This window comes from Streptomyces sp. NPDC048211 (assembly GCF_043202315.1).
In the GTDB taxonomy this organism is placed as follows: Bacteria; Actinomycetota; Actinomycetes; order Streptomycetales; family Streptomycetaceae; genus Streptomyces.
Genome location: NZ_JBIDAD010000003.1, coordinates 668,689 through 688,250, shown reverse-complemented (window position 1 = coordinate 688,250; position 19,562 = coordinate 668,689). Strand labels below are relative to the sequence as shown.

Here is a 19,562-nt window from a genome sequence, read left to right as displayed (position 1 = left end):
GAACCCCAGATCTCGAATGTCCGTCAAAGCGGATCAAGCCCGTACTACTCGGGAAGAAGAAACACCATGGGATGAACGTGCAGGTCCTCGCCGATCCAGCCGGCCGTCTGATCTGGGCCTCGGATGCGTTACCCGGAGCCGTGCACGACCTGACTGCGGCCCGGACCCACGGCATTCCCGCCGCCTTGGCCGCCGACGACATCAAATGCTGGGCGGACAAGGCGTATCAGGGCGCAGGCCCTGGTGTCCGCGTCCCGTTCCGGGGCAAGAACCTGCGCGGCTGGCGTCAGCGTTACAACCGCGATCATGCCCGAATCCGCGGCCTCGGCGAACGTGCCATGGCAACCCTCAAATGCTGGCGGCTCCTGCGGAAGCTCCGCTGCAGCACCAACCGGACCACCGCCATCGTCCGTGCCATCGTCGCCCTCGAACTCGCCACCTGATCAAGATGGAAAAGGCTCACTGTTTTCCGTAGGGGCTTCCTCTGCGGAGCGGTCGGCGTGGTGGCGGTCCAGTGCGCGGCCGAAGCGTTCGGTCAGGGCCGGCATCAGGCTCTGCCCCTCCGTGGGGCGTTCCAGGCCGAAGACGTAGCCGGGGAAGTCTAGTTCTTTCTGCGTGGCCCAGATGGCCTCGTGCTGGTCGGGCGGCAGTATCCGGGCTGGGTCGCCGACCGCGACCCAGCCGATCGGCACCATCGCGTCGGCTGCAAGGACGGTGCGCAGGTGCACGACCGCGTTGATGCGGACCTCAGAGCGGGTGCCGATGCGGGCCCCGTTGAAGACGCGAGAGCCGGTGGCAAGGAACACCTCGTCCTCCACCGTGCACCCGGTCAGGTAGGAGCCGGGCCCGACCAGGACCTGGCGCCCCAGGGTCAGGGGGTCGCGGCGGGTTCCCCGCAGGACCGCGTTCTCCATCACGATGCTGTTGGCGCCGAGTTCGACCGGGCCACCCTCGGCGGTAAGCACCGCGCCGAACAGGACACGGCATCCGGGCCCGACCCGCACGTCCCCGCACAGGGTTGCGGTGGGGGCGACGTAGGCCGAGGGGTGGACTGTGGGCGATGCGCCCTGGTGATTGATAATCATGTCGGCGATGATGCCGTTCGGCGGCCAGGCCGGAGGAGACTTTCCGAGGCGCGAGACGACGAGGGCAAGGTCGTGGCTGCTGGTAGCCAGATAGAGACAGTGACTGGATTGCTACTGAACTTGATTGGGTGGTGTCGGGGCCGTTCGCCCGACAGTCGGCGTTCGGCACCGGTAGTCCGGAGGCGTGAGGTATGCGCAGGGTGGCGGGCTGACAGACGCCAAGAGAGCCGCTCGTGAGCGGCTACGGCTCCAGGCCGTCGAACGCTTCGAGGGCGGGCAGAAGAACACGGAGGTCGCTACTGCGCTGCGGATCAGCTTGCGGTCCGTGGAGCGGGGGCGCCGGGTCTGGCGCGAGTGCGGCCAGGCGGGGTTGCTGTGGAAGGGGTCTCCGGGAAGACCTCGGCTCGGCGAAGCCCAGCTCGCCACGCTGGAGCGTGAGTTGGAGCGCGGCCCACTCGCCCACGGGTGGGTGGACCAGCGGTGGACACTGGCACGGATCAAGACCATGATCGGTCGGCTTTTCCAGGTCTCCTGCACGGTCGAGGGGGCGGCTGCTGAAGCGGCACGGCTGGAGCTGGCAGCAGCCTGCCCGGCGGGCGATCGAGCGCGATGACGATGCGGTCGAGGTCTGGAGGGAGGAAAGCCGCAGGTCGCAGCCCTGATCGAATGAGTTGTCGTACCACTCGATGGTCGTGCCGATGAGGCTGGCGGCGACGATACGGCGGAGGTTGGACGCGGGCGGGGGAGCGGATGCTGGGGTGGCCATGGGTACCACTTCCGGGCGCTGGGCGGGGACGGGAACGTGTCGCCACACCGTAGAAACACGCAGGTCAGGCGCACATGTGGCGGGGTGGCATAGCTCGGGGTCCGGCTATGCGTGCGGCCACCATGCCGGGTGCGGAAGGGGAGGTGCGGGGGCGCGAAGGCGGCAGGAACGAGCGCTATCCGATGCGCGCAGTTCGTGATGATTCGACGGCTCCGGGAAAGCCCCTCCGGCTGCTCGTCCGACAGGGTCGCACGACGGTGCCGCCATACGCCCCGAGGGCGTACGGCGGCACCGTCGTCAGGCGGCCGGCACGGCCGTCACGTTGCGAGGGGCGGGAAGAACACCACGTGCGGCTCGGCGTTCTCGTCCAGGCGCAGGCTGTGGTACATCGTCAGCGTGTGGTTCACCCCGAGGGTCTCCACGCCGGCCAGTCTCCCGGACCACTTCTCGATGACCGGCCGGGCCGCTTCCGCCGCCGCGGCCTCGTACATGGTCTTGAAGTAGAGGTAGATGTGGTCGAGCCCGACCGCCTCACGGGCCAGTTCCCGCTTCTCGGGGGTGATCTCCAACGCGTGCTGGGCCGCCCGGCGGATGTCGTGCATGTACGCGCGCTGCGTCTCGACGTCCTCGCGGGTGCCGAGACGGGTGAGGTGCCCGGTGATCATCGTGTCGAAGTCGAAGGCGAGCGCGTGATCGTGATGCGCCATGAAACCGCGGATGTTCTTGGACTGGGCGATGTTGGTGAACGGCACCCACCCGGGGTAGATCACGTCGACCAGCATCAGGATCCGCTGCTGCGGCAGATGGACGAAACTGTTGCCCGGGGCATGGTTGCTCCCCTTGTAGTGCAGGTCGAGTACCCGGCCGCCCACCTCCAGACGGTAGGAGTCCTTGAAGGTCACGTCGGGAAGACGACGTGCCGGGTCGCCGCTCTCCAGCAGGATCGAGTGCGTTTCCCGCTGCGCGATGCGGATGGCGTCGTCCGGGAACTGGTTCACCGCGCCGATGTGGTCGCCGTGGGAGTGCGTGTACACGACGTGGGTGACGGGCTTGCTCGTCACGTCACGGATGGCCTGTGTGACGAGTCCGCCCAGCGAGGGCGGCGCGTCGATGGCGACGACCCCGTCCTCGCACACCACGAACGCGCACTGGTATCCACCGTCGGTGATCCAGTGGACGCCGTCCTTGATCTCCTGGACCAGGTATCCGCAGCTCGGCACCCGGGGGCCGGTCGCGTTCCGGGGAATCGGGGGAATCTCGAAGCCGGAGACTGTCTGCGTCATCGTTCCTCGCATTTCGGACAGACGATTCGCCGGGGCCCGACGGACGTCGGGCCCCGGCACTGTGTGGTGCCGCGCCGTGTGGGCCGGCCGGCCGGGACCGCGGACGGTTACGAGGCCACTGCGGACCCCGCAGCGTGGGCAGTTGGCCGCCCACCGTGAGGTAGCGCCGGCCCGCGACCAGCAGTTCCTCCGCGGGGAACTGGGTGATCACTTCGCAGCCGTTCTCGGTGACCGCCAGTTCCTCCTCGATGCGGGCCGCGCCCGGTCCGTCGGCGGAGGGCCAGTAGGTCTCCAACGCGGAGACCATGCGCGCTTCGAGGACCTCGGGGTGTGCCAGCGAGACCGGTCGGGAGAAGATCGGCGTCTCCCGGATGGACAGGCCGATACCGTGGCCGTACTGAAGGGCGAACGCGGCCTCCTCGTCCGGGAGGCCGAACTCCTGGGCGGTCGGCCGGACGGACACGATGTCCGTGGTGGTGGCCCCCGGTCTCACGAGAGCGGTGGCCCGGTCCATGTGACTCACGGCACCTGACGTACGCGTTGCGCCGCGCGGGCGACGCGCTGCCGACCGCGAAGGTGCGGGGACCAGCCATGAGTTTCCCTCCACGGCGAGCGGGTTGTGGTGGGAACGAGTGTGGACGGCGGGGCGTTAATCCCCTCGAAATCGCGGAGCCGCCTACCGCCGCAGCTGCGTGACCAGGCGGCGGACCTCGGCTGACGGCGCGACCCCGAACTCGCGCATGGCCACCGTGTACCGCTGGTACAGCGCCAGCACCGAGTCGTCGCTGCCGCTGGCGTGGGCCAGCGAGATCGCCAGTTGCCACGCCTGCTCGCGGTACGGACTTGTCTTCAGTACGTCGTCGACGAGGTGCCGGGCCTCGCGGTACCGGCTGAGCCGGAACGCCATTCTGGCCGCTTCGATACGGCCGCTGGTGACGCGTTCACCGATCTCGGAGCGGCGCCGCTCCACCCACAGACTGGACAGGGACGTGAGGAACGGTCCCCGGTCGGCGTGGGCCAGCGCGTCCGTCATCGTCCGCAGGCGGGTCTCGCCGTCCTGGTGGTCGGCCTGCACCAGTGAGTCCAGGACCGTCTGGGCCGTACCGCAGACAAGTTCGGAGCAGGTGAAGTGGAAACGGTCGCCCTCCTGGTGCGGGACGAGTTCCCCGGGGAGTACTTCTCGCAACCGGTACAGCGCCTGCCGCAGGTAGCTGCGGCCTGCGGCGTTGTCGCGGCCGTCGAACAGGGCGTCGAGCAGCTCCTGACGCGATACCGCACGCCGGGCTCCGAGCAGATAGCTCAGCAGTTCCACGCTCTTGCTCAGCCGCAGGGCCGTCGGCTGCCCGTCCACGGTCAGGACCGGGTCCCCGAACTCCTCCAGCAGCAGCCGCGGAGCCCTCATGGTGACGCGCAGCGTGTGCTGGCTCGCCAGCGTGGCGGTGAGCTCGTGCCAGCGCGACATCCGGGTCGACGAGGCGTCCGCCTCCCGGACCGCCACGGCGGGAACGTCGGTCAGGGCGGCGAGCAGCAGATGCTGTGATCCCTGCGCCGTCGCTTCGGTGAGCGCGAGTTCGGCCGCCGCGTCCGACGCCTCCTCCTCGCCGTGCCGCCAGTACGCCTCCGCCAGGTAGACCGCGGCCGTGGCCAGTTCGAGGCGCCGGTCACCGCGCCGCATTCCGTCGACGCAGGCCTCCAGTTCGGCGCGCGCCTCGTCGTCGTGGTTGCGGAGGAGGAGGGACAGTCCCCGCCACAGCCGGCTGAGCTCCCGGCTGAACGCGTACTCGGCCGCGCCGCCCGCCTCGGCCTCGGCAAGGGCGCGATCGGCCGCCTCGGTGTCCTGGTGGAGGCGCAGGCACAGCTTCGCCTCGTTGAGCAGGCCGAAGACGTGGTACAGCCGGGAGCCCGTCTCGGCGATCAGCCGGCGGCCGCGCTCCAGCGCGGCCCACGCCTCGTCCTCCCGGCCGAGGTCGACCATCAGGTCGACCGCGTCGAACGCGTGCAGCCAGGGTGGCTGCCATGCGTCGCGGCGTACCTCGTACATCTCCATGGCCTCGTCGAGGCGGCCTGTCGCCCGCAGGCCGGCGATCACCCACGGCGCTCCGAGGACCGTCCGCCACGGGTCGAACGCGGCGGGCCGGTCCAGCCCGCTGAGGCGGCCGCGGAAGTACGCGACCCGCATCAGCAGCCCGTCCACCGTGCCCGAAGGGGTCGGCGCGTAGTCGGGGAAAGGCGGCGAACTGCCGTCCGCCAGCGCCAGGAGGTTCTCGGCGACCTCCCGGGCGCGGCCTGCGGGGAGCCGGTCGGCCAGCGTGCGTGCCTCGCTCAGGCGGCCGGAGTGCCACAGGCACCACGCCGCCAGGAGTAACGCCTCCTCGAAATGAGGTGAGTCGGGTCCGGGGAGCCAGTCGTAGCCGTAGCGGGCGAGGAGTTCGTTGCCGCGCCCGCACTGTTCGAGGGCGAACGAGACACGCAGGACCACGGTGCCGACCTCCGGCGTCGGCGTCCTTCCGGAGGCGTCCATGGCGTCCAGCCACCGGGCCGCCGAAGCGAAGTCCATCCTGGCCACCAGATCGGGGAGGGCTACGGCGGCCTGCCGCCACGCGTCCTCCGTGTCGCCCAGGCGCAGGAGCGCGTCCACGGCCTCCTCCAGAGCGCCCTCCTGCACCAGGAGGTCGGCGTGCAGCCGGTGCAGGCGGCGCACCGTCCCCGGGTCCTCCGTGCCGGCCAGTTCACCGGCCAGGAACTCCCGGAACTGGGGGTGCGGGGTCAGTCTGGCACCGTCCCGTGACCAGCTTACGGGCAGCCGCTTGGCGCGCAGCCGGGTCATCACCCGGGCGGCGTCGGCCTGGCCCAGCGCCATCGCGTCCGCGGCCGAGATCTCGGACAGGGGGCTGGTGTGCAGCAGGAAGGTGCGTTCGTCCGCTGAGAGGGTGCGGAGGATGTTGGCGGAGAGGTAGTCGCGCAGGGCGTCGGGCCGGTGACCGGCGAGTTCCGCCGACCGCCACCCCTCGAACAGCACCCCCGCCACCCAGCCGCCCGTCAGGTCGACGACACCCTGGACGTCGACGTCGGGTCTGCCGATCAGCCGCAGGGCCTGCGCCGCCTCGCCGGTGTCGAACGCGAGGTCTTCCTCGCCCAGTTCACCCACGCGGGAGAGGTCGCTGATCGACTCCGGGGCCAGCGGGATAGCCGTACGGGAGATCAGCACCAGGTTGACGCCTGCGGGCAGGTACCGGGCCAGGGACGACAGGACCGTGGCAGACGCCTCGTCGGCGGTGACCCGCTCGACGTTGTCGCACACCAGCACCAGTCGGCTGTCCTGCAGGCTCTCCGCGAGCAGCCCGGCGGCCTCACCGGTCCGGATGCCGTTGCGCAGGGCGTCGGAGGCGATACGGGCGGCGGCGGGAACGCTGGACTCGACAGCGGCTTCGAGATACACGAGCAGCCGGCCGGGCGCCTGTTCCGTGCCGTCGAGCGACAGCCAGGCGACGGGGCGGCCGAGATCGCGCAGCGCCAGGGCGACTGCCGTGGTCTTCCCGCCACCGGCGGTCGCGCACACGGTGACCACGGGGTGGTGCTCGACGAGGGAGCGGATCCGCGCGGTCAGCCGGTCCCGTCCGACGATGTCGTCCCCGGGCTCGGGCGCCGCGAGCTTGCGCCGGATCACCATCCGCCGGCCGTCCGCACCGGAACCGCGATCGTCGTCCACCTGGCCCGCCCCATCCTGGTCAGCACCACGCGCCGCCGGGCCGGCGGCCTCTGCCGCCGGCCCGGACCACGCGGCGGCCGCGATCCCACGGTGTCAATCATCGATACCACCGTGGCACCGGTCAAGCGTGGTTTCTCCGTGATTAACAGGCCTGTCCCCGGCGCGAGGCCGTGCCGGGGGACCGTGTCATCCGAAGGCCTCCGGGGTGCGGAAGTACGCCTTGCCGTCCGGGTAGGACACCAGCTCGCACTGCAGCCCCCACGGGGACAGGAAGTAGACCCACCGCTGTCCCTCGTGCGGGCCCCTGCTGTTCTTCGGGTCCCCGAGCACGCGCAGACCGCGCCGCCGCAGATCCGCGACCGCGGCGTCCAAGTCGTCGACGTAGAGGGCGAGGTGATGGCCACCGACGTCGCTGTTGCGCGGCGGGTCCAGCCGCTGGTCCGGCGCCTCGTACTCGAAGACCTCAAGGATCGCCTGACCGCCGACGCGGAAGAAGTTGATCCGCGGCGACACCGCCCTGTCGTGCACGTTGAGGTTCTCACTCATCCAGTGGCCCTCGTCGTCCCGCAGCGGCCCGAGCCGGTACAGGTACTCGAAGCCGAGCACGTCTTCGAGGAACTCGCGCGCCTGGTCCAGATCGGGAACGGTGATCCCGAAGTGATCGACGCGGGTGAGACCGGGGATGGGCATCAGACCTCCATGGAAGGATTCTGTCGTGTGGGGTGGGCGGGTCACGGGAAGACCACGGTCCGGTTCCCGTCCAGCAGGACTCGGTTCTCGGTGTGCCAGCGGACCGCGCGGGACAGCGCCAGGCATTCCACGTCCCGGCCGAGGGTGGTGGCCTCGGCAGCGGTCATGGAATGGTCGACGCGCGCGACCTCCTGCTCGATGATGGGGCCCTCGTCGAGATCCGGGGTCACGTAGTGCGCGGTGGCACCGACAAGCTTCACCCCTCGTGCGTGGGCCTGGTGGTACGGCCGGGCGCCCTTGAAGCTGGGGAGCATCGAATGGTGGATGTTGATGGCACGCCCCTCCAGCTTCTTGCACAGCTCCGGCGAGAGGATCTGCATGTAACGGGCGAGCACCACGAGGTCCACCCCGAGGTCGTCGATCAGATCGAGGACCTCGGCCTCCGCGGCCGGCTTGGTCTCCGGCGTGACGGGGATGTGGTGGTAGGCGGTGCCGTAGGTCCCGGCCAGGCGACGCAGATCCGGGTGGTTGGACACCACCGCGGCGACCTCGGCGTTCAGGCCGCCGTTGAAGGCACGGAACAGCAGGTCGTTGACGCAGTGGCCGAACCGGCTGGCCATGATCAGAATCCGCTGCGGTCTGCTGCCGTCGATCAGCCGCCACTCCATGGAGAACCGCTCCGGAACGCCGGTGAAGTCCGCTCGCAGCGTCTCCAAGGTGGTCAGCGGGTCCAGTGCCTCGAACTCCACCCGCATGAAGAAGGTGCCCTCACGGTGTTCGCCGAACTGCTGGCTCTCCACGATGGTGCACCCGTTCCCGAGAAGGAACGCCGAGACCGCGTGCACGATGCCGGGGCGGTCGGGGCACTTCAGGGTGAGGACGTAACGGGGCGCGGTCATGCGGTGTCACCTCCCGCGCTGCGGAGGTCGGCGCCCGGACGGCACCGGCGTGGCCCGGTCACACCAGCGGCCGGGTGCTGAGGGTGGCGCGGATGTGTCGCTGGACGTGCCGCTCGACGGTGGGCTTGGCCGAACCGCCGTTCTCCTCACCGACCACGATCGTCACCTCACGACCGTCGACGGCCTCGGCCTCGTCGACCATGGCCAGCGACGACCAGCCACCCACGTTGACGGTGTAGCCGGCGTTCGCGGAGACGCCCACCAGCCGTCCGTCGACGAGGACCTTGTCGTAGGACCCGGTGGCGTAGTTGGAGACGGGCATCTCCAGGTACTTCGTGTGAGGTCCGGCGCCGAACAGGCTGTCACCGATCAGCGCGGCCGTGTCCCGGTCGTTCCAGCGCAGCCACACCTTCCTGCGGTGGGGCCCGTCGGCCATCCGCTCCAGAGCCGCGCGTCCGACGAACTCGTGGTCGAACCTGATGACGCGCCCGTAGCCGAGGTCCCACGGTGTGACGTAGTAGTCCTCGATATCGTCCGACACGAAACTTCCGCCGACGGAGGCGTTCGCCTCGAAGCCCTCCGCGGACAGCCACTCCCGGAAGGGTTTCATCGCCTCACCTGTGTAGATGGCGGGTACGGGTGCGGGAATCCAGCCGGACTCCACGGCGGTGGCCGGATAGGCGCGTGCGCCGCCCTGGCGCAGCCCGTACTCCTGCCCGGCCGCCAGCAGTGCCGCCCGGACCGCATCGCCGTGTTCCGACGGACCGACCAGTTCGAGGCCGGTGAACTCCTCGCCGGGGGCCCCGACCATGGTGTGGTTCAGCGCGCGGATCGGGACGCCCGCGATCTCGAACTCCCCCATGGCGAAGAACCTGATGCGTGGGAGCGGTGCTCCCACCGCCTTCTCGACGATCCTGTGGGTGGCCGGTCCGTTGAGCTGGAACCGGAACGTGAGCCTTCTGCCCTCGTTGGCGAGGGATCGCTCGTCGCGGGTGACATCCACCCGGTAGTTCCCCGTCTCGGCGTGGAAGGCGGCCCAGTTGGGTGCGACCGGGCGTCCGACCAGGCTGAACTCGTCGTCCTCGAAGGCGAACAGGATGGCGTCACCGACGAAGTACCCGTCAAAGTTGCATGCCACGAACTGCTTCGCCTTGTTCCTGCCGAAGTTCTTGAAACCGTTCACACCGAGATCGGACATCAGCCGCAGCGCGTCCGGGCCCTTGAAGTAGATGTCCGTCATGTGGTGGGACTGGTCGAACAGCACGGCGGTCTCCCGCCACGCACGCTGCTCGTCCCGCCAGTTCGTGTACTCCGCGCGCATCGGATATGCGTACGGGCCCTGGGGCGCGTTCTGCAGCATGTGCGCGGCATTGCCGGCCTGCTGGATCTTCTCTTCGAGATTCATGGAACTCACGCTTGTCCCTCTGTGCGCAGAAGATGATGGTCGTCACGAAGCCAGATGGTGGGAACCATCCGGATTTCTCGCACCGCCGGTGCGGGACAGCCAGTCGAGTGTGACGTCGACCTGGTTGAAGGAGAACAAATGCAGGCCTTCGACCGAGAAATCGGCGAAGGATATGTCGTCGTGGACCGCGTGCAGCAGGTCCATGGGCTCGTAGGCGCGCCCGAGCAGCAGACTGCCGACCATGCCGTGCTGTTTGGACAGGAACCGGACGGACTGGCCGACACCGATCCGCACCGAGAGTTCGATCAGCTTCCTGATCTGCAGCGGGGCGGCCACGCCGATACGCAGGGGCAGACGTATCCCGCGCTCGCGAGCGGTCCGCAGCCAGCCGGCGAGGGCCGCCCCGTCGAAGCACAGCTGGCTGACCATGTAGTCGGCGTAACTCTGCTTGCGCAACAGGGCGTCGAACAGCACGTCGTCCGCCACCTTCGGGTGCCCCTCCGGGTAGCAGCCGATCCCGAGCCGTGTCAGCCCGTGGTCGAACTCGCCCAGTTCCTCCAGGATTTCCGCAGCTTCGCCGAATCGGCCTGCGGGCTTCTCGCCGTCGCCGCCGATGACGAACATCTCGTCGACCCCGAGATCCGTCACCGTTCGCACGAACTCCCGGAGTGCCCGCCGGTCCTCGACCATGCGGGCCGCCAGGTGCGGGACGACCCGGTGACCCGAGCGGCAGGCCGCGGCCACGTGGTCGAGCGTGCGGGAGAGCCCGAACCTGGGCGAGCACGTCACGCTGATGGTCGTTCCGGCCGGCACGGCAGCCGCCTTCTCCTGTGCACCCTTCAGGGGAATGATCTCGATACTCGACCGGCGGACGATGCCGTCGACCAGAATTCCTGGGTCAGCAGATTGCGCCATGGCAGTTCTCCGCTTTCTTGAGCTGGAACACATCGGATCCCGTCACGCGTCGGACCCGGAGAGATCTGGAAGATCGTAGGGACACGCGTGTTAGCCGCTCGTTAACCGAATCCGTACGGAGTGAGCCGGGCCGTTAGTCGCGCTTGTCGCCGGCCTGTTCGGGGCGCACGCTCGCCGGCAGCGGCATTGACGCTGCGCAGGTGAAAAGCGAACGGAGATCTCGGACGATGACGCTCGGAATTCGACTTGACGGACGTACGGCGCTGATCACGGGGGGCGGCAGCGGCCTCGGTCTGGCCATGGCAGAGGCGCTGCACGCGCAGGGCGCCGCGGTGGCCGTCCTGGGGCGCACCAAGGCGAAGCTGGAGGCCGCCGAGCAGCGGATCGCCGCGGCCGGCGACGGCCGGGTGCTTTCCGTGGCCGCCGATGTGAACGACGACGACGCGGTGGCCGGCGCGCTGCGTCAGGTGCATGAGTGGCAGGGGCGGCTGGACATCGTCATCAACTGCGCCGCCCCGCTGCTGGCCGTCGGTCCGCTGGCCGATGCCGACGAAGCGGCGGTGAGCGAAGCGCTCCGGGCCAAGACCGTGGGCTACCACCGGGTGGCTCGTGCCGCGCTGCCGCTCATCGAGAAGGGCGGCACCGGACGCATCATCAACGTGGCGGGGATGGCGGCGCACGTGCTGGTTCCGAACATCGGTGTGGCCGCGGTGGTGAACGGCGCGGTCGTCGCCTTGACCAGCTATCTCGCCGCCGAAGCGGCCCCCCGGGGAGTCCTCGTGAACGCCATCTCGCCGGGCATGACGCTGACGCAGACCTGGCTGGACCGTCATGCGGCCACCGCGGAGGCCAAGGGCATCACGCCCGAGCAGGTACGGGACGGCATGGTCGAGAACCTCGGGATCCGCCTCGGGCGGTGGGCGCGGCCGGAGGAGATCGCGGCAGCTGCCGTGTACCTGGCCTCGGACCTCGCCTCATATGTGACCGGTCAGACCCTCCAGGTCGACGGCGGTCTCGGCAAGTCCGTTATCTGACGGCCGGTGAGGGAGGCCTCGGCGACATGGGCCGGGGCATGGCCCGCCGTCTGCTCCAGGGCTACGGCAGCGCCATGGCGGACCGCGCGTATCCGCCGGCCGGCTTCCGTACCGCGCTGGGCGGCAAGGACCTCGGTCCTGCCATGTGTTCATCCCTGGCCCGTGGTTGTCCGCCCGGTCGCACCCATGGCCACGCCCCTGCCTCAGGAGCGTGGCCATGTCCTCACCCACGGCTCGGTGATCGCGCGCAGTGGTCATCCAGAGACGTCGGCCACAAGGAGCACAGGACTGCTCGGTTGTGGCTCCTGCCGGTTGCCGTCGCAGAAGGCGCTCGTGCCTGCGGACTCGCCCGTCGGGGGAGGGGCGTGGACTTACGGGTGCGCCGTGTTACGTGAGAGTGCTGAGCGGGATGCTGACGTACGACGGGGCGTCCTGCGACGAGCTGAGCTCGATCCCGGACGGGGCGCGGTTGGCGTCCGCGTAGAACGGGTCGTGGGTGTCGATGATCAGCTGGAGCCGGCGCCCCTTGTTCAGGACGTAGTGGGCCGGCTGGAGGGGAACGGTCACCGTCGTGGCCCGGCCCGGTTGCTCGTTGGTGACGGTGATGGGGGCGTTGGTGATGATCGCGGCCTTTCCGGTCGCCGGGTCGCAGTCCATCAGGTACGCCACGATCGTGGCCTCCAGGGCCTGCGGCGTCACGGTCACCCGCAGCTCCAGCTCGCCCTGGACGCGCATGGGCTGCTCCAGCGGCTCCGTGGTCCAGACGGCGGCGAGACCGCGGTCGACCTCGGCGGTCCTGTAGACGTGCGGGAAGCCCGTGCGCTCGGCCAGGCCGGTCTCGATGAGTTTCGGGGCGACGACGACCTCGTCGTTCTGCACGGAGACCTTGACGGGGCGGACCCAGTCCGACTGCGGCGCCTCCCCGGTCAGCAGCCCGTCGCGCTCACCGGCGGCCGCGTCGGTGAGGTGGAACCGCTTCGGGGGGAGGGCGTAACTCTCCCAGTCGTCGTGGTGGAGGTCGGACAGCAGGTTGTGCATGTACTCCGAACGGACCCCGTACGAGGGCGTGGCCCCGTCGCTCGCCGTGCCCCCGAGGTGGTGGTCCATCCACCGGTAGGCCATCTCGGTCGGCTTGGAGACCAGGCCGGCCAGGCCGGGCAGCTCGCCGTTGCCGTGGTCCCCGATCTGGACGAGCAGTGACTTGGGTCCGGTGAGGCGGTTGAACATGTCGACGACGGCCGGAACAGAGAAGATCGTCTCGTGCCAGGCGGTGGTCAGCAGGATCGGGACCTGGTTGTCGTTGTACGCCTGGAGGCAGTTCTTCGGCGACCTGGTCGCGGCGAACTCCCTGACCACGTCGTCGATGACGTTCCCGCGGATCTTCTGGATGACGTCCCGGAACTCCTCCGAGCACCGTTCTTCGCCGAACAGCTTCACGAGTGCCTCGAAGGCCGCCAGGTGCCGGGTGCCGTTCTCGTACAGCGACGCGAACAGGTCGCCCCAGGCGCTCGTGCCGGCCACGGCCCTGATCCTGGGATCGTTCCCGGCGAGCAGCAGGCTCGTACCGGCGCCGTAGGAGGCGCCGAAGCAGCCGATCCGGTCCGGGTCGACCGCGTCGAGCTCGGCCAGCGTCGTGACGATCTCGATGGCGTCCTCCACGTCCTGCGGTCCGGCGACGTGGATCTCGCCCCCGGACTTGGCCAGGCCGCGCTGGCTGTAGGTCAGCACCACATAGCCGCCGATCGCCCAGCGCGGGAGCATGGCCAGGTAGGACAAGCGGCCGAGTGGGGACAGCGGGGCGGGCATGAGGATCGCGGGACACTTCCCGGCCGGGACGTCGCGCGGGACGCTCAGCGATGCATCGATCAGCGTCCCGTCCGCCATGGCGATCGAGAGCTGCTGGTACCCGGCGATCTCCGCGTACGTCTCGTAGGCGTCCGCCAGGCCCCACTGGTCCAGCCGGCCGATGCGGCGCGGCGAGGGGTCGAGTAACGCCTGCTCGATCGCGTCCAGCTTGGAGCTGTCGTCGGCGCTGATCGCGAACGGGTTCGGCGAGTTTTCGTCAACGGGCATGGCTGGGGCCGCCTTCCATGGCAGGGGTGTGGTGTCGAAGTGACAACTCCATGATCTCCGCGTGGTGATCACAACGGAGAGAAGTCCGGCTTCGCTCCCTCATTTGAGTGAGCGCGATGAACTAAACGCTCGGCAAACGGCAGTTGGATGGGCTGCCACCTCGGACGTCACCGGCGGTGGGGTTGGACAACGGAGGTCGGCAACCTCACGTGAGGCCGCGCCTCCCGTGTCGTGCGACTGTCCGATATTTACACGTTGACGGGGTGCGGGGCGCGCTCATGGAGGGTGGGTGGCATCGGCTCCGTAGTCGTGGGAGTGGGCGACCTCCGTGGAGGCGGGAGCCTGCGGGCCCTGAGCGCCGGCTGGCCGCGTGGGCTGCGTCCACGCAGGGGAAACATCAGCGTGTTGCACGGGTTGATCGGGTGATCACCGGTGTGTTCCGGAGAAGTCCTGGGACGACCCCGCCAGGATGCGCGCCATGCGTCTACTTCCCTCACGGCCGCTTCGCGTGCTGCTCCCCGTCCTGAGTGCGGTCACACTGGTGTCGACCGCGGCCGTATCAGTGGCCACCGCGGTCGAGCCCTGCGGTTCGGTCATCACCGCACCGCTGGCCCCACGCGTGGCCGACGGCGATCCCTGCCCCAGCGCCGACCCGGTCGTGTGCCGCATCCGCGTCCTGCCGATGGACCAGAAGGTCGAGGCTCAGCGGACCCGGATGCGCTACCACGCCCTCCTGGAAGACATGCACCGTACCGAAGCCGCCATGCGGTCGGCCGGGGCCTCCGAGGAGGAGATCGCCCGGGAACTCGTCGACATGCGCAACCAGGCGAAGGAGATCACCCGCGCGGGCATGACCCCGGGCGAGGTCGCCATCCTGGAACAGCGCAACCGCGAGAAGTACGGCAATCCCCTCGGCCCCACCGCCGATCAGCTCTACGCCAAGTACGGCTCGTGGAAGAAGGTCAGCGACGCCGCCATGCGCACCAGCTACGCCGTCGACCGCGAACTGAGCCTCGAATACCGTCCCTGCCCCGTCTGACCGGCAGCGGCCGCGCCAGTGCTCCCCGAGGCGCGAACGCGCGTGCACTGATCGGGACAGGCCGAGGCGTCAGCCCGACGCCTCGGCCGTCCCTGGGGCGCGGGCGATCGGGGGAGTGCACCCGGCCCGGCCACAGACCTCCACTCCCGGCGGCCGTGCCGACGTCGTTCCTGCCCGGCCGGTGGGACCCGAGTACGGGGGAGGCTCAGGACCTCTACCGGCCGTGCGGGGTTCGGTGGTTGCCGGAGCTCCTGAGCTGCGCACCGCCTGATGCGCCGGAGGCCCCACGGTCCGAGGACCGCCACCCCGCGCCGCGGTGGCGCAGGGGCGCGGGGTAGCGGACGTGTGGTCCGCCGGCGGCTTCCCCGCGTCGTCTGCCGCCGGCTTCCCCGCGTGGTGCGCCGGCCTGCTGCAGACCGGCGTGGTGAGCGGGCCCGGGCACGGCGCTCGTGGCCCTGCCCGGACACGCCCCGCAGGGCGACACCGCGGCCTCCGGCCGGTGTGTCGCCGAAGGCATCGACGAACTGTCCGTCCTCGTTCGGAACGGCGCCCACTACCGCTTGGCGGCCACGAAACCCCACTGGTCGACCGGCTCGCCGACGACGGGTCCGTCCGGGCGCCACAGACTGATCGAGCCGAAGCCCGGCTCCACCAGTTCGAGTCCGTCCGCGAAGGTCCCCATGATCTCCTTGGGGCGCGAGATGTAGGGCATGGCCCCGCCACTCGCGTACTCCTCGGAACCGGCCTCGGTCTCCGGCGTGCCGATGGTGTCGCAGAGCATCAGGTGGCTGCCCGCGGGCAGGGCGTCCAAGTAGCTGCGGAGCAGCGCCGCCGCCTCACCCGAGTCCGCGATGTGTCCCAGCGTCGAGAGCACCATCACGGCGACCGGCTTGTCGAGGTCCAGGGTCCTGGCGGCCTCGCGCAGCACGGTCTTCGCGTCCGTCAGGTCCGCGTGCACATAGTCCGTCGCCCCCTCGGGCCGGCTGGTCAGCAGGGCGCGTGCGTGAGCCAGGACGATCGGGTCGTTGTCCACGTACACGATGCGTGCCGTCGGATCGACGTCCTGGGCCACCTCGTGCGTCGCGTTGGCCGTCGGCAGACCCGTGCCGAGATCCAGGAATTGCCGCACCCCTGCCTCACCGGCCAGATAGCGCACCGCTCGCGCCTGGAACGCCCGGGAGGCGCGCGCTATCTCGATGATCTGCGGGTACAGCTCCTCCATCGTCGCCCCGAGCCGGCGGTCCACCTCGTAGTTGTCCTTGCCGCCCAGCCAGTAGTTCCACACCCGCGCCGAATGCGGCGTGCCCGTGTCGATCTCGTCCACCGGCGTCCGGGTGCCCTGCTCGTCAGTCATCGGCCCTCTTCGTGTCTTGCATCGGCTGCGCGTACGACTCCGTACCGCGCACGCCCATGCTTCCTCACCGGCATCGTCCGCACCAGCCCGGCAGGGGGAGCAACTCCCTTACAGGATACGGAGACAGACCTGGTCAGCCAGTGGTCCGGCCCTCGGGGCTCCGCCCCGCGCACCCGCGTCACTCGGTCCGGAGCGCTCCGGCACGTCCCGACGCCGTGTCCGCGGAGTCCCGTCCGGCCCGCGGTATCCGGCACGCACACGCGCGGCGTCGCCGAGGTCCCCGGGCAGCTCCGCTGCCCGGGCACTCCGACGCCTTGCGACAGCACCCACCGGACGCCGCGGGCCCCGGCCTTCGGGCGGACGACGTCAGTCCCGGACAGCCCTCAGAAGAAGCCGAGCTTCTTCGGCGCGTACGAGACCAGGAGGTTCTTCGTCTGCTGGTAGTGCTCCAGCATCATCCTGTGGTTCTCCCTGCCGATACCCGACTGCTTGTATCCGCCGAAAGCCGCGTGGGCGGGATAGGCGTGGTAGCAGTTCGTCCAGACCCTGCCCGCCTTGATGGCCCGGCCGGCCCGGTAGGCGGTGTTGGTGTCCCGGGTCCATACCCCCGCGCCGAGCCCGTAGAGCGTGTCGTTCGCCGTCCTGATCCCTTCGTCGAAGTCCGAGAAGGACGTCACGGCAACCACGGGGCCGAAGATCTCCTCCTGGAAGACCCGCATCCGGTTGTCCCCCTCGAAGATCGTCGGCTGGACGTAGTAACCGCCCGCCAACTCACCTCCGTGCTCAACACGCTGACCACCGGTCAGTACCTTCGCACCCTCCTGCTGGCCGATCTCGAGGTACGAGAGGATCTTCTTCAGCTGTTCGTCGGAGGCCTGCGCGCCGATCATCGTGTCGGTGTCCAGAGGGTGCCCCGGCACGATCTTCTCCGTACGGGCGATGCCCGCTTCGAGGAACTCGCCGTAGTGTCCGCGCTGGATCAGCGCCCGCGAGGGACACGTGCACACCTCGCCCTGGTTCAGGGCGAACATGGTGAAGCCCTCCAGTGCCTTGTCGCGGAAGTCGTCGTCCAGCGCCCATACGTCGTCGAAGAAGAGGTTCGGCGACTTGCCACCCAGCTCCAGCGTGACGGGCTTCAGGTTCTCCGAGGCGTACTGCATGATCAGCCGCCCCGTCGCGGTCTCGCCGGTGAAGGCGATCTTCGCGACCCGCGGACTCGAGGCGAGCGGCTTGCCCGCCTCCGCGCCGAAGCCGTTGAGGATGTTGACGACGCCAGGGGGCAGCAGATCCGCGACCAGGCTCATCCACACATGGATCGACGCGGGGGTCTGCTCCGCCGGCTTGAGGACCACCGCGTTTCCGGCAGCCAGCGCGGGAGCGAGCTTCCAGACCGCCATCAGGATGGGGAAGTTCCACGGAATGATCTGAGCCACCACACCCAGCGGCTCGTGGAAGTGGTACGCGACGGTGTCCTCGTCGATCTCGCTGAGCGAGCCCTCCTGCGCGCGCAGCGCACCCGCGAAGTACCGGAAGTGGTCGATGGCCAGCGGGATGTCCGCGGCCAGCGTCTCGCGCACCGGCTTGCCGTTCTCCCAGCTCTCGGCGACCGCCAGCTCCTCCAGGTGCTCCTCCATGCGGTCGGCGATCTTGTTCAGGACGGTCGCGCGGTCGGCCGCGGACACGGCGCCCCAGGCTGGGGCCGCCGCATGGGCGGCGTCCAGGGCGCTCTCGACGTCGGCCTCGGTCCCGCGGGCGATCTCCGTGAAGGGGCGGCCGTTGACGGGGCTCGGGTTCTCGAAGTACTGACCACGGGCCGGCGGGACGTAGGCGCCACCGATCCAGTGGTCGTAACGGGACTCGTACGAGACGATGGCGCCCTCGGTGCCCGGCGCGGCGTAACGGGTCATCTCTGTGGCCTCCCGGATCCGGTGCCGCCCGCCGTTGGGCGGCCCTCGGCGCGAGACTAGGCAGCACGACGTTGCAACACCGTTGCGACGGACCGTCCCTGTGACCTCAGGCGCGCAGCTCCGCGTCGAGCGCCCGGACCCTGGCCAGGAGTTCCGCCCGGCGCTCCGGGGGCGCCGCCGCCGCGAGTGCCCGCCAGACGGAGAGGTCCTCCGCGCCCCACGGGCTGTGCGCCCAGTCGGCGAGCAATCCCGGATCGCCGCGGCCGATCAGCGCGGCCCGCAGCCGGCCGGCGATCCGGTCACGCTGCCGGACGACCGCCGGTGCCTGCGAGTGGGGCAGCAGGGGGCCCGCGTACGCGCCGAGCGCCGCCGCCACCGCCCCGGACTCCAGCCTGCGCGCGACGGTGTCGAAGTCCGCGTCCACCGGCTCACCCAGCCGGTACGGACGCGAGCGCAGCAGCTCGGGTCCCAGAAGCCGTCGCAGCCGCGCGAGTTCGGCCCGCATCGTCACCGGGGAGACCGACTCGTCCTCGTACAGCGCGATCAGCAGTTCGTCACCTCCGAGACCTTCCGGATGGAGGGCCAGCGTCACCATGATCTCGCTGTGGCGTCTGCTGAGCCGGATCCCGCGCCCGCCCAGGACCAGCAGCGCCTCGTCGCCGCCGAGCGCGGACAGCCGTGCCGACCCAGCCACGGGCCGTGGGGCGACGAGTGCGAGCTGGGACTCTGCCGCACGTGCCACGGCCTGCACGAAGGCCAGGCTGTGCGGATGCGCCAGCCCGTTCCCTCCGGTGATGTCGACGGCACCGAGCACCCGCCCCGTATGCGGATCGTGCAGGGGCGCCGCAGCGCACGTCCACTGCTGGACCGGCCGGAGGAAGTGCTCGGCGGCGAACACCTGGACCGGCCGGTCGATCGCGAGTGCCGTGCCGGGCGCGTTCGTCCCGGCCTCCGACTCGGCCCAGCGGGCGCCCTCGACGAAGTTCATCCGCTCCGCGCGCCGACGGGCTCGCGCATGCCCCTCGACCCACAGCAGCCTGCCGTGCGCGTCGCAGACCGCCAGCAGATGTTCGCCGTCCATGGCGTAGGCACTCATGAGCTCGCGGATCACCGGCATGACGTGAGCCAGTGGATGCGTGTCCCGGTACGGGCCGAGTTCGCTCGCGCCGAGCTCGACCGATGCCGCCCCGTCCGGACTGACCCGGGCGCGGGCCGACCGTCGCCACGACTGCGCCACCACGGACCGGACCGGTGTCTCCAGCCGTCCGTCGGAGGTGAACACCTCGTGCGCACGTCGCAGTTCACCGAGCCGGACGCCGGGGTTCGCGTCGGCGGCCAGAGCCACCCAGGGATCCGTCAACTCGCCCTCCCGTCCGCGGTGGCATTCCTGCCCATCGTCGGGG

At 69.9% G+C, this 19,562-nt stretch carries 14 protein-coding genes and 2 pseudogenes; 4 read left to right on the top strand and 12 right to left on the bottom strand.

The genetic code is table 11. From position 1 onward, the window contains the following. Positions 1-35: 35 nt before the first annotated feature. A pseudogene (locus tag ACGFZA_RS15745) lies at positions 36-443 on the top strand (transposase family protein); the annotation flags it as partial. On the opposite strand, the gene ACGFZA_RS15740 reads toward ACGFZA_RS15745, so the two are convergent. Continuing rightward, positions 444-1,085, bottom strand: coding sequence for a gamma carbonic anhydrase family protein (locus ACGFZA_RS15740; RefSeq protein WP_393679469.1), 642 nt, complete (start codon positions 1,083-1,085; stop codon positions 444-446). Between the two features lie 551 nt (positions 1,086-1,636). Between ACGFZA_RS15740 and ACGFZA_RS15735 the strand changes: the two genes are divergently transcribed. Next, on the top strand, positions 1,637-1,747 hold the full coding sequence (locus ACGFZA_RS15735; RefSeq protein ID WP_393679707.1) for a winged helix-turn-helix domain-containing protein: 111 nt from the start codon (positions 1,637-1,639) through the stop codon (positions 1,745-1,747). A 421-nt stretch (positions 1,748-2,168) separates the two neighbouring features. On the opposite strand, the gene ACGFZA_RS15730 is transcribed toward ACGFZA_RS15735, so the two are convergent. The 7 genes and pseudogenes from ACGFZA_RS15730 to ACGFZA_RS15700 form a co-directional block, all read right to left on the bottom strand. Continuing rightward, entirely contained in the window at positions 2,169-3,134 is a 966-nt protein-coding gene (locus ACGFZA_RS15730; RefSeq protein WP_393679467.1) for an MBL fold metallo-hydrolase, read from the bottom strand. A gap of 118 nt (positions 3,135-3,252) precedes the next feature. After that, positions 3,253-3,715 (bottom strand): annotated as a pseudogene (locus tag ACGFZA_RS15725) (M24 family metallopeptidase); the annotation flags it as partial. A gap of 95 nt (positions 3,716-3,810) precedes the next feature. After that, positions 3,811-6,843, bottom strand: coding sequence for a BTAD domain-containing putative transcriptional regulator (locus ACGFZA_RS15720; RefSeq protein WP_393679465.1), 3,033 nt, complete (start codon positions 6,841-6,843; stop codon positions 3,811-3,813). 186 nt (positions 6,844-7,029) lie between these two features. Next, positions 7,030-7,533 carry a VOC family protein gene (locus ACGFZA_RS15715; RefSeq protein ID WP_393679463.1) on the bottom strand — a complete coding sequence of 168 codons (504 nt, stop codon included), beginning with the start codon at positions 7,531-7,533 and terminating at the stop codon, positions 7,030-7,032. Between the two features lie 41 nt (positions 7,534-7,574). Next, positions 7,575-8,432: a formyltetrahydrofolate deformylase gene (purU, locus tag ACGFZA_RS15710; protein ID WP_393679461.1), complete on the bottom strand. Its 858-nt coding sequence runs from the start codon at positions 8,430-8,432 to the stop codon at positions 7,575-7,577. Between the two features lie 58 nt (positions 8,433-8,490). Further along, positions 8,491-9,837, bottom strand: coding sequence for an aminomethyl transferase family protein (locus tag ACGFZA_RS15705; protein WP_393679459.1), 1,347 nt, complete (start codon positions 9,835-9,837; stop codon positions 8,491-8,493). Between the two features lie 42 nt (positions 9,838-9,879). Then, a complete protein-coding gene (locus ACGFZA_RS15700) occupies positions 9,880-10,752 on the bottom strand; it encodes a methylenetetrahydrofolate reductase (protein WP_393679457.1) in 873 nt (290 codons plus the stop codon). A gap of 227 nt (positions 10,753-10,979) precedes the next feature. Between ACGFZA_RS15700 and ACGFZA_RS15695 the strand changes: the two genes are divergently transcribed. After that, positions 10,980-11,786, top strand: a complete 807-nt coding sequence (locus tag ACGFZA_RS15695) for an SDR family NAD(P)-dependent oxidoreductase (RefSeq protein WP_393679455.1) — start codon at positions 10,980-10,982, stop codon at positions 11,784-11,786. 387 nt (positions 11,787-12,173) lie between these two features. On the opposite strand, the gene ACGFZA_RS15690 is transcribed toward ACGFZA_RS15695, so the two are convergent. After that, on the bottom strand, positions 12,174-13,859 hold the full coding sequence (locus ACGFZA_RS15690) for a CocE/NonD family hydrolase (RefSeq protein WP_393679453.1): 1,686 nt from the start codon (positions 13,857-13,859) through the stop codon (positions 12,174-12,176). Between the two features lie 478 nt (positions 13,860-14,337). Between ACGFZA_RS15690 and ACGFZA_RS15685 the strand changes: the two genes are divergently transcribed. Then, positions 14,338-14,898, top strand: coding sequence for a hypothetical protein (locus tag ACGFZA_RS15685; RefSeq protein WP_385271656.1), 561 nt, complete (start codon positions 14,338-14,340; stop codon positions 14,896-14,898). Positions 14,899-15,451: 553 nt separating this feature from the next. Here the strand turns inward: ACGFZA_RS15685 and ACGFZA_RS15680 are convergent. The 3 genes from ACGFZA_RS15680 to ACGFZA_RS15670 all read right to left on the bottom strand — a co-directional run bounded on the left by ACGFZA_RS15680 (position 15,452) and on the right by ACGFZA_RS15670 (position 19,519). Next, positions 15,452-16,252 (bottom strand): SAM-dependent methyltransferase, encoded by an 801-nt coding sequence (locus ACGFZA_RS15680; protein WP_393679450.1) that lies wholly within the window; start codon positions 16,250-16,252, stop codon positions 15,452-15,454. A gap of 383 nt (positions 16,253-16,635) precedes the next feature. Next, positions 16,636-18,159 (bottom strand): aldehyde dehydrogenase family protein, encoded by a 1,524-nt coding sequence (locus ACGFZA_RS15675; RefSeq protein WP_393679448.1) that lies wholly within the window; start codon positions 18,157-18,159, stop codon positions 16,636-16,638. 106 nt (positions 18,160-18,265) lie between these two features. Next, entirely contained in the window at positions 18,266-19,519 is a 1,254-nt protein-coding gene (locus ACGFZA_RS15670; protein WP_385271647.1) for a GAF domain-containing protein, read from the bottom strand. Positions 19,520-19,562 lie beyond the last annotated feature (43 nt).

Excerpts from the sequence above, each read along its gene's own strand:
- ACGFZA_RS15740 (WP_393679469.1), bottom strand. The coding sequence starts at position 1,085 with ATGATTATCAATCACCAGGGCGCATCGCCCACAGTCCACCCCTCGGCC.
- ACGFZA_RS15730 (WP_393679467.1), bottom strand. The coding sequence starts at position 3,134 with ATGACGCAGACAGTCTCCGGCTTCGAGATTCCCCCGATTCCCCGGAAC.
- ACGFZA_RS15715 (WP_393679463.1), bottom strand. The coding sequence starts at position 7,533 with ATGCCCATCCCCGGTCTCACCCGCGTCGATCACTTCGGGATCACCGTT.
- purU (WP_393679461.1), bottom strand. The coding sequence starts at position 8,432 with ATGACCGCGCCCCGTTACGTCCTCACCCTGAAGTGCCCCGACCGCCCC.
- ACGFZA_RS15705 (WP_393679459.1), bottom strand. The coding sequence starts at position 9,837 with ATGAATCTCGAAGAGAAGATCCAGCAGGCCGGCAATGCCGCGCACATG.
- ACGFZA_RS15700 (WP_393679457.1), bottom strand. The coding sequence starts at position 10,752 with ATGGCGCAATCTGCTGACCCAGGAATTCTGGTCGACGGCATCGTCCGC.
- ACGFZA_RS15695 (WP_393679455.1), top strand. The coding sequence starts at position 10,980 with ATGACGCTCGGAATTCGACTTGACGGACGTACGGCGCTGATCACGGGG.
- ACGFZA_RS15690 (WP_393679453.1), bottom strand. The coding sequence starts at position 13,859 with ATGCCCGTTGACGAAAACTCGCCGAACCCGTTCGCGATCAGCGCCGAC.
- ACGFZA_RS15685 (WP_385271656.1), top strand. The coding sequence starts at position 14,338 with ATGCGTCTACTTCCCTCACGGCCGCTTCGCGTGCTGCTCCCCGTCCTG.
- ACGFZA_RS15680 (WP_393679450.1), bottom strand. The coding sequence starts at position 16,252 with ATGACTGACGAGCAGGGCACCCGGACGCCGGTGGACGAGATCGACACG.
- ACGFZA_RS15675 (WP_393679448.1), bottom strand. The coding sequence starts at position 18,159 with ATGACCCGTTACGCCGCGCCGGGCACCGAGGGCGCCATCGTCTCGTAC.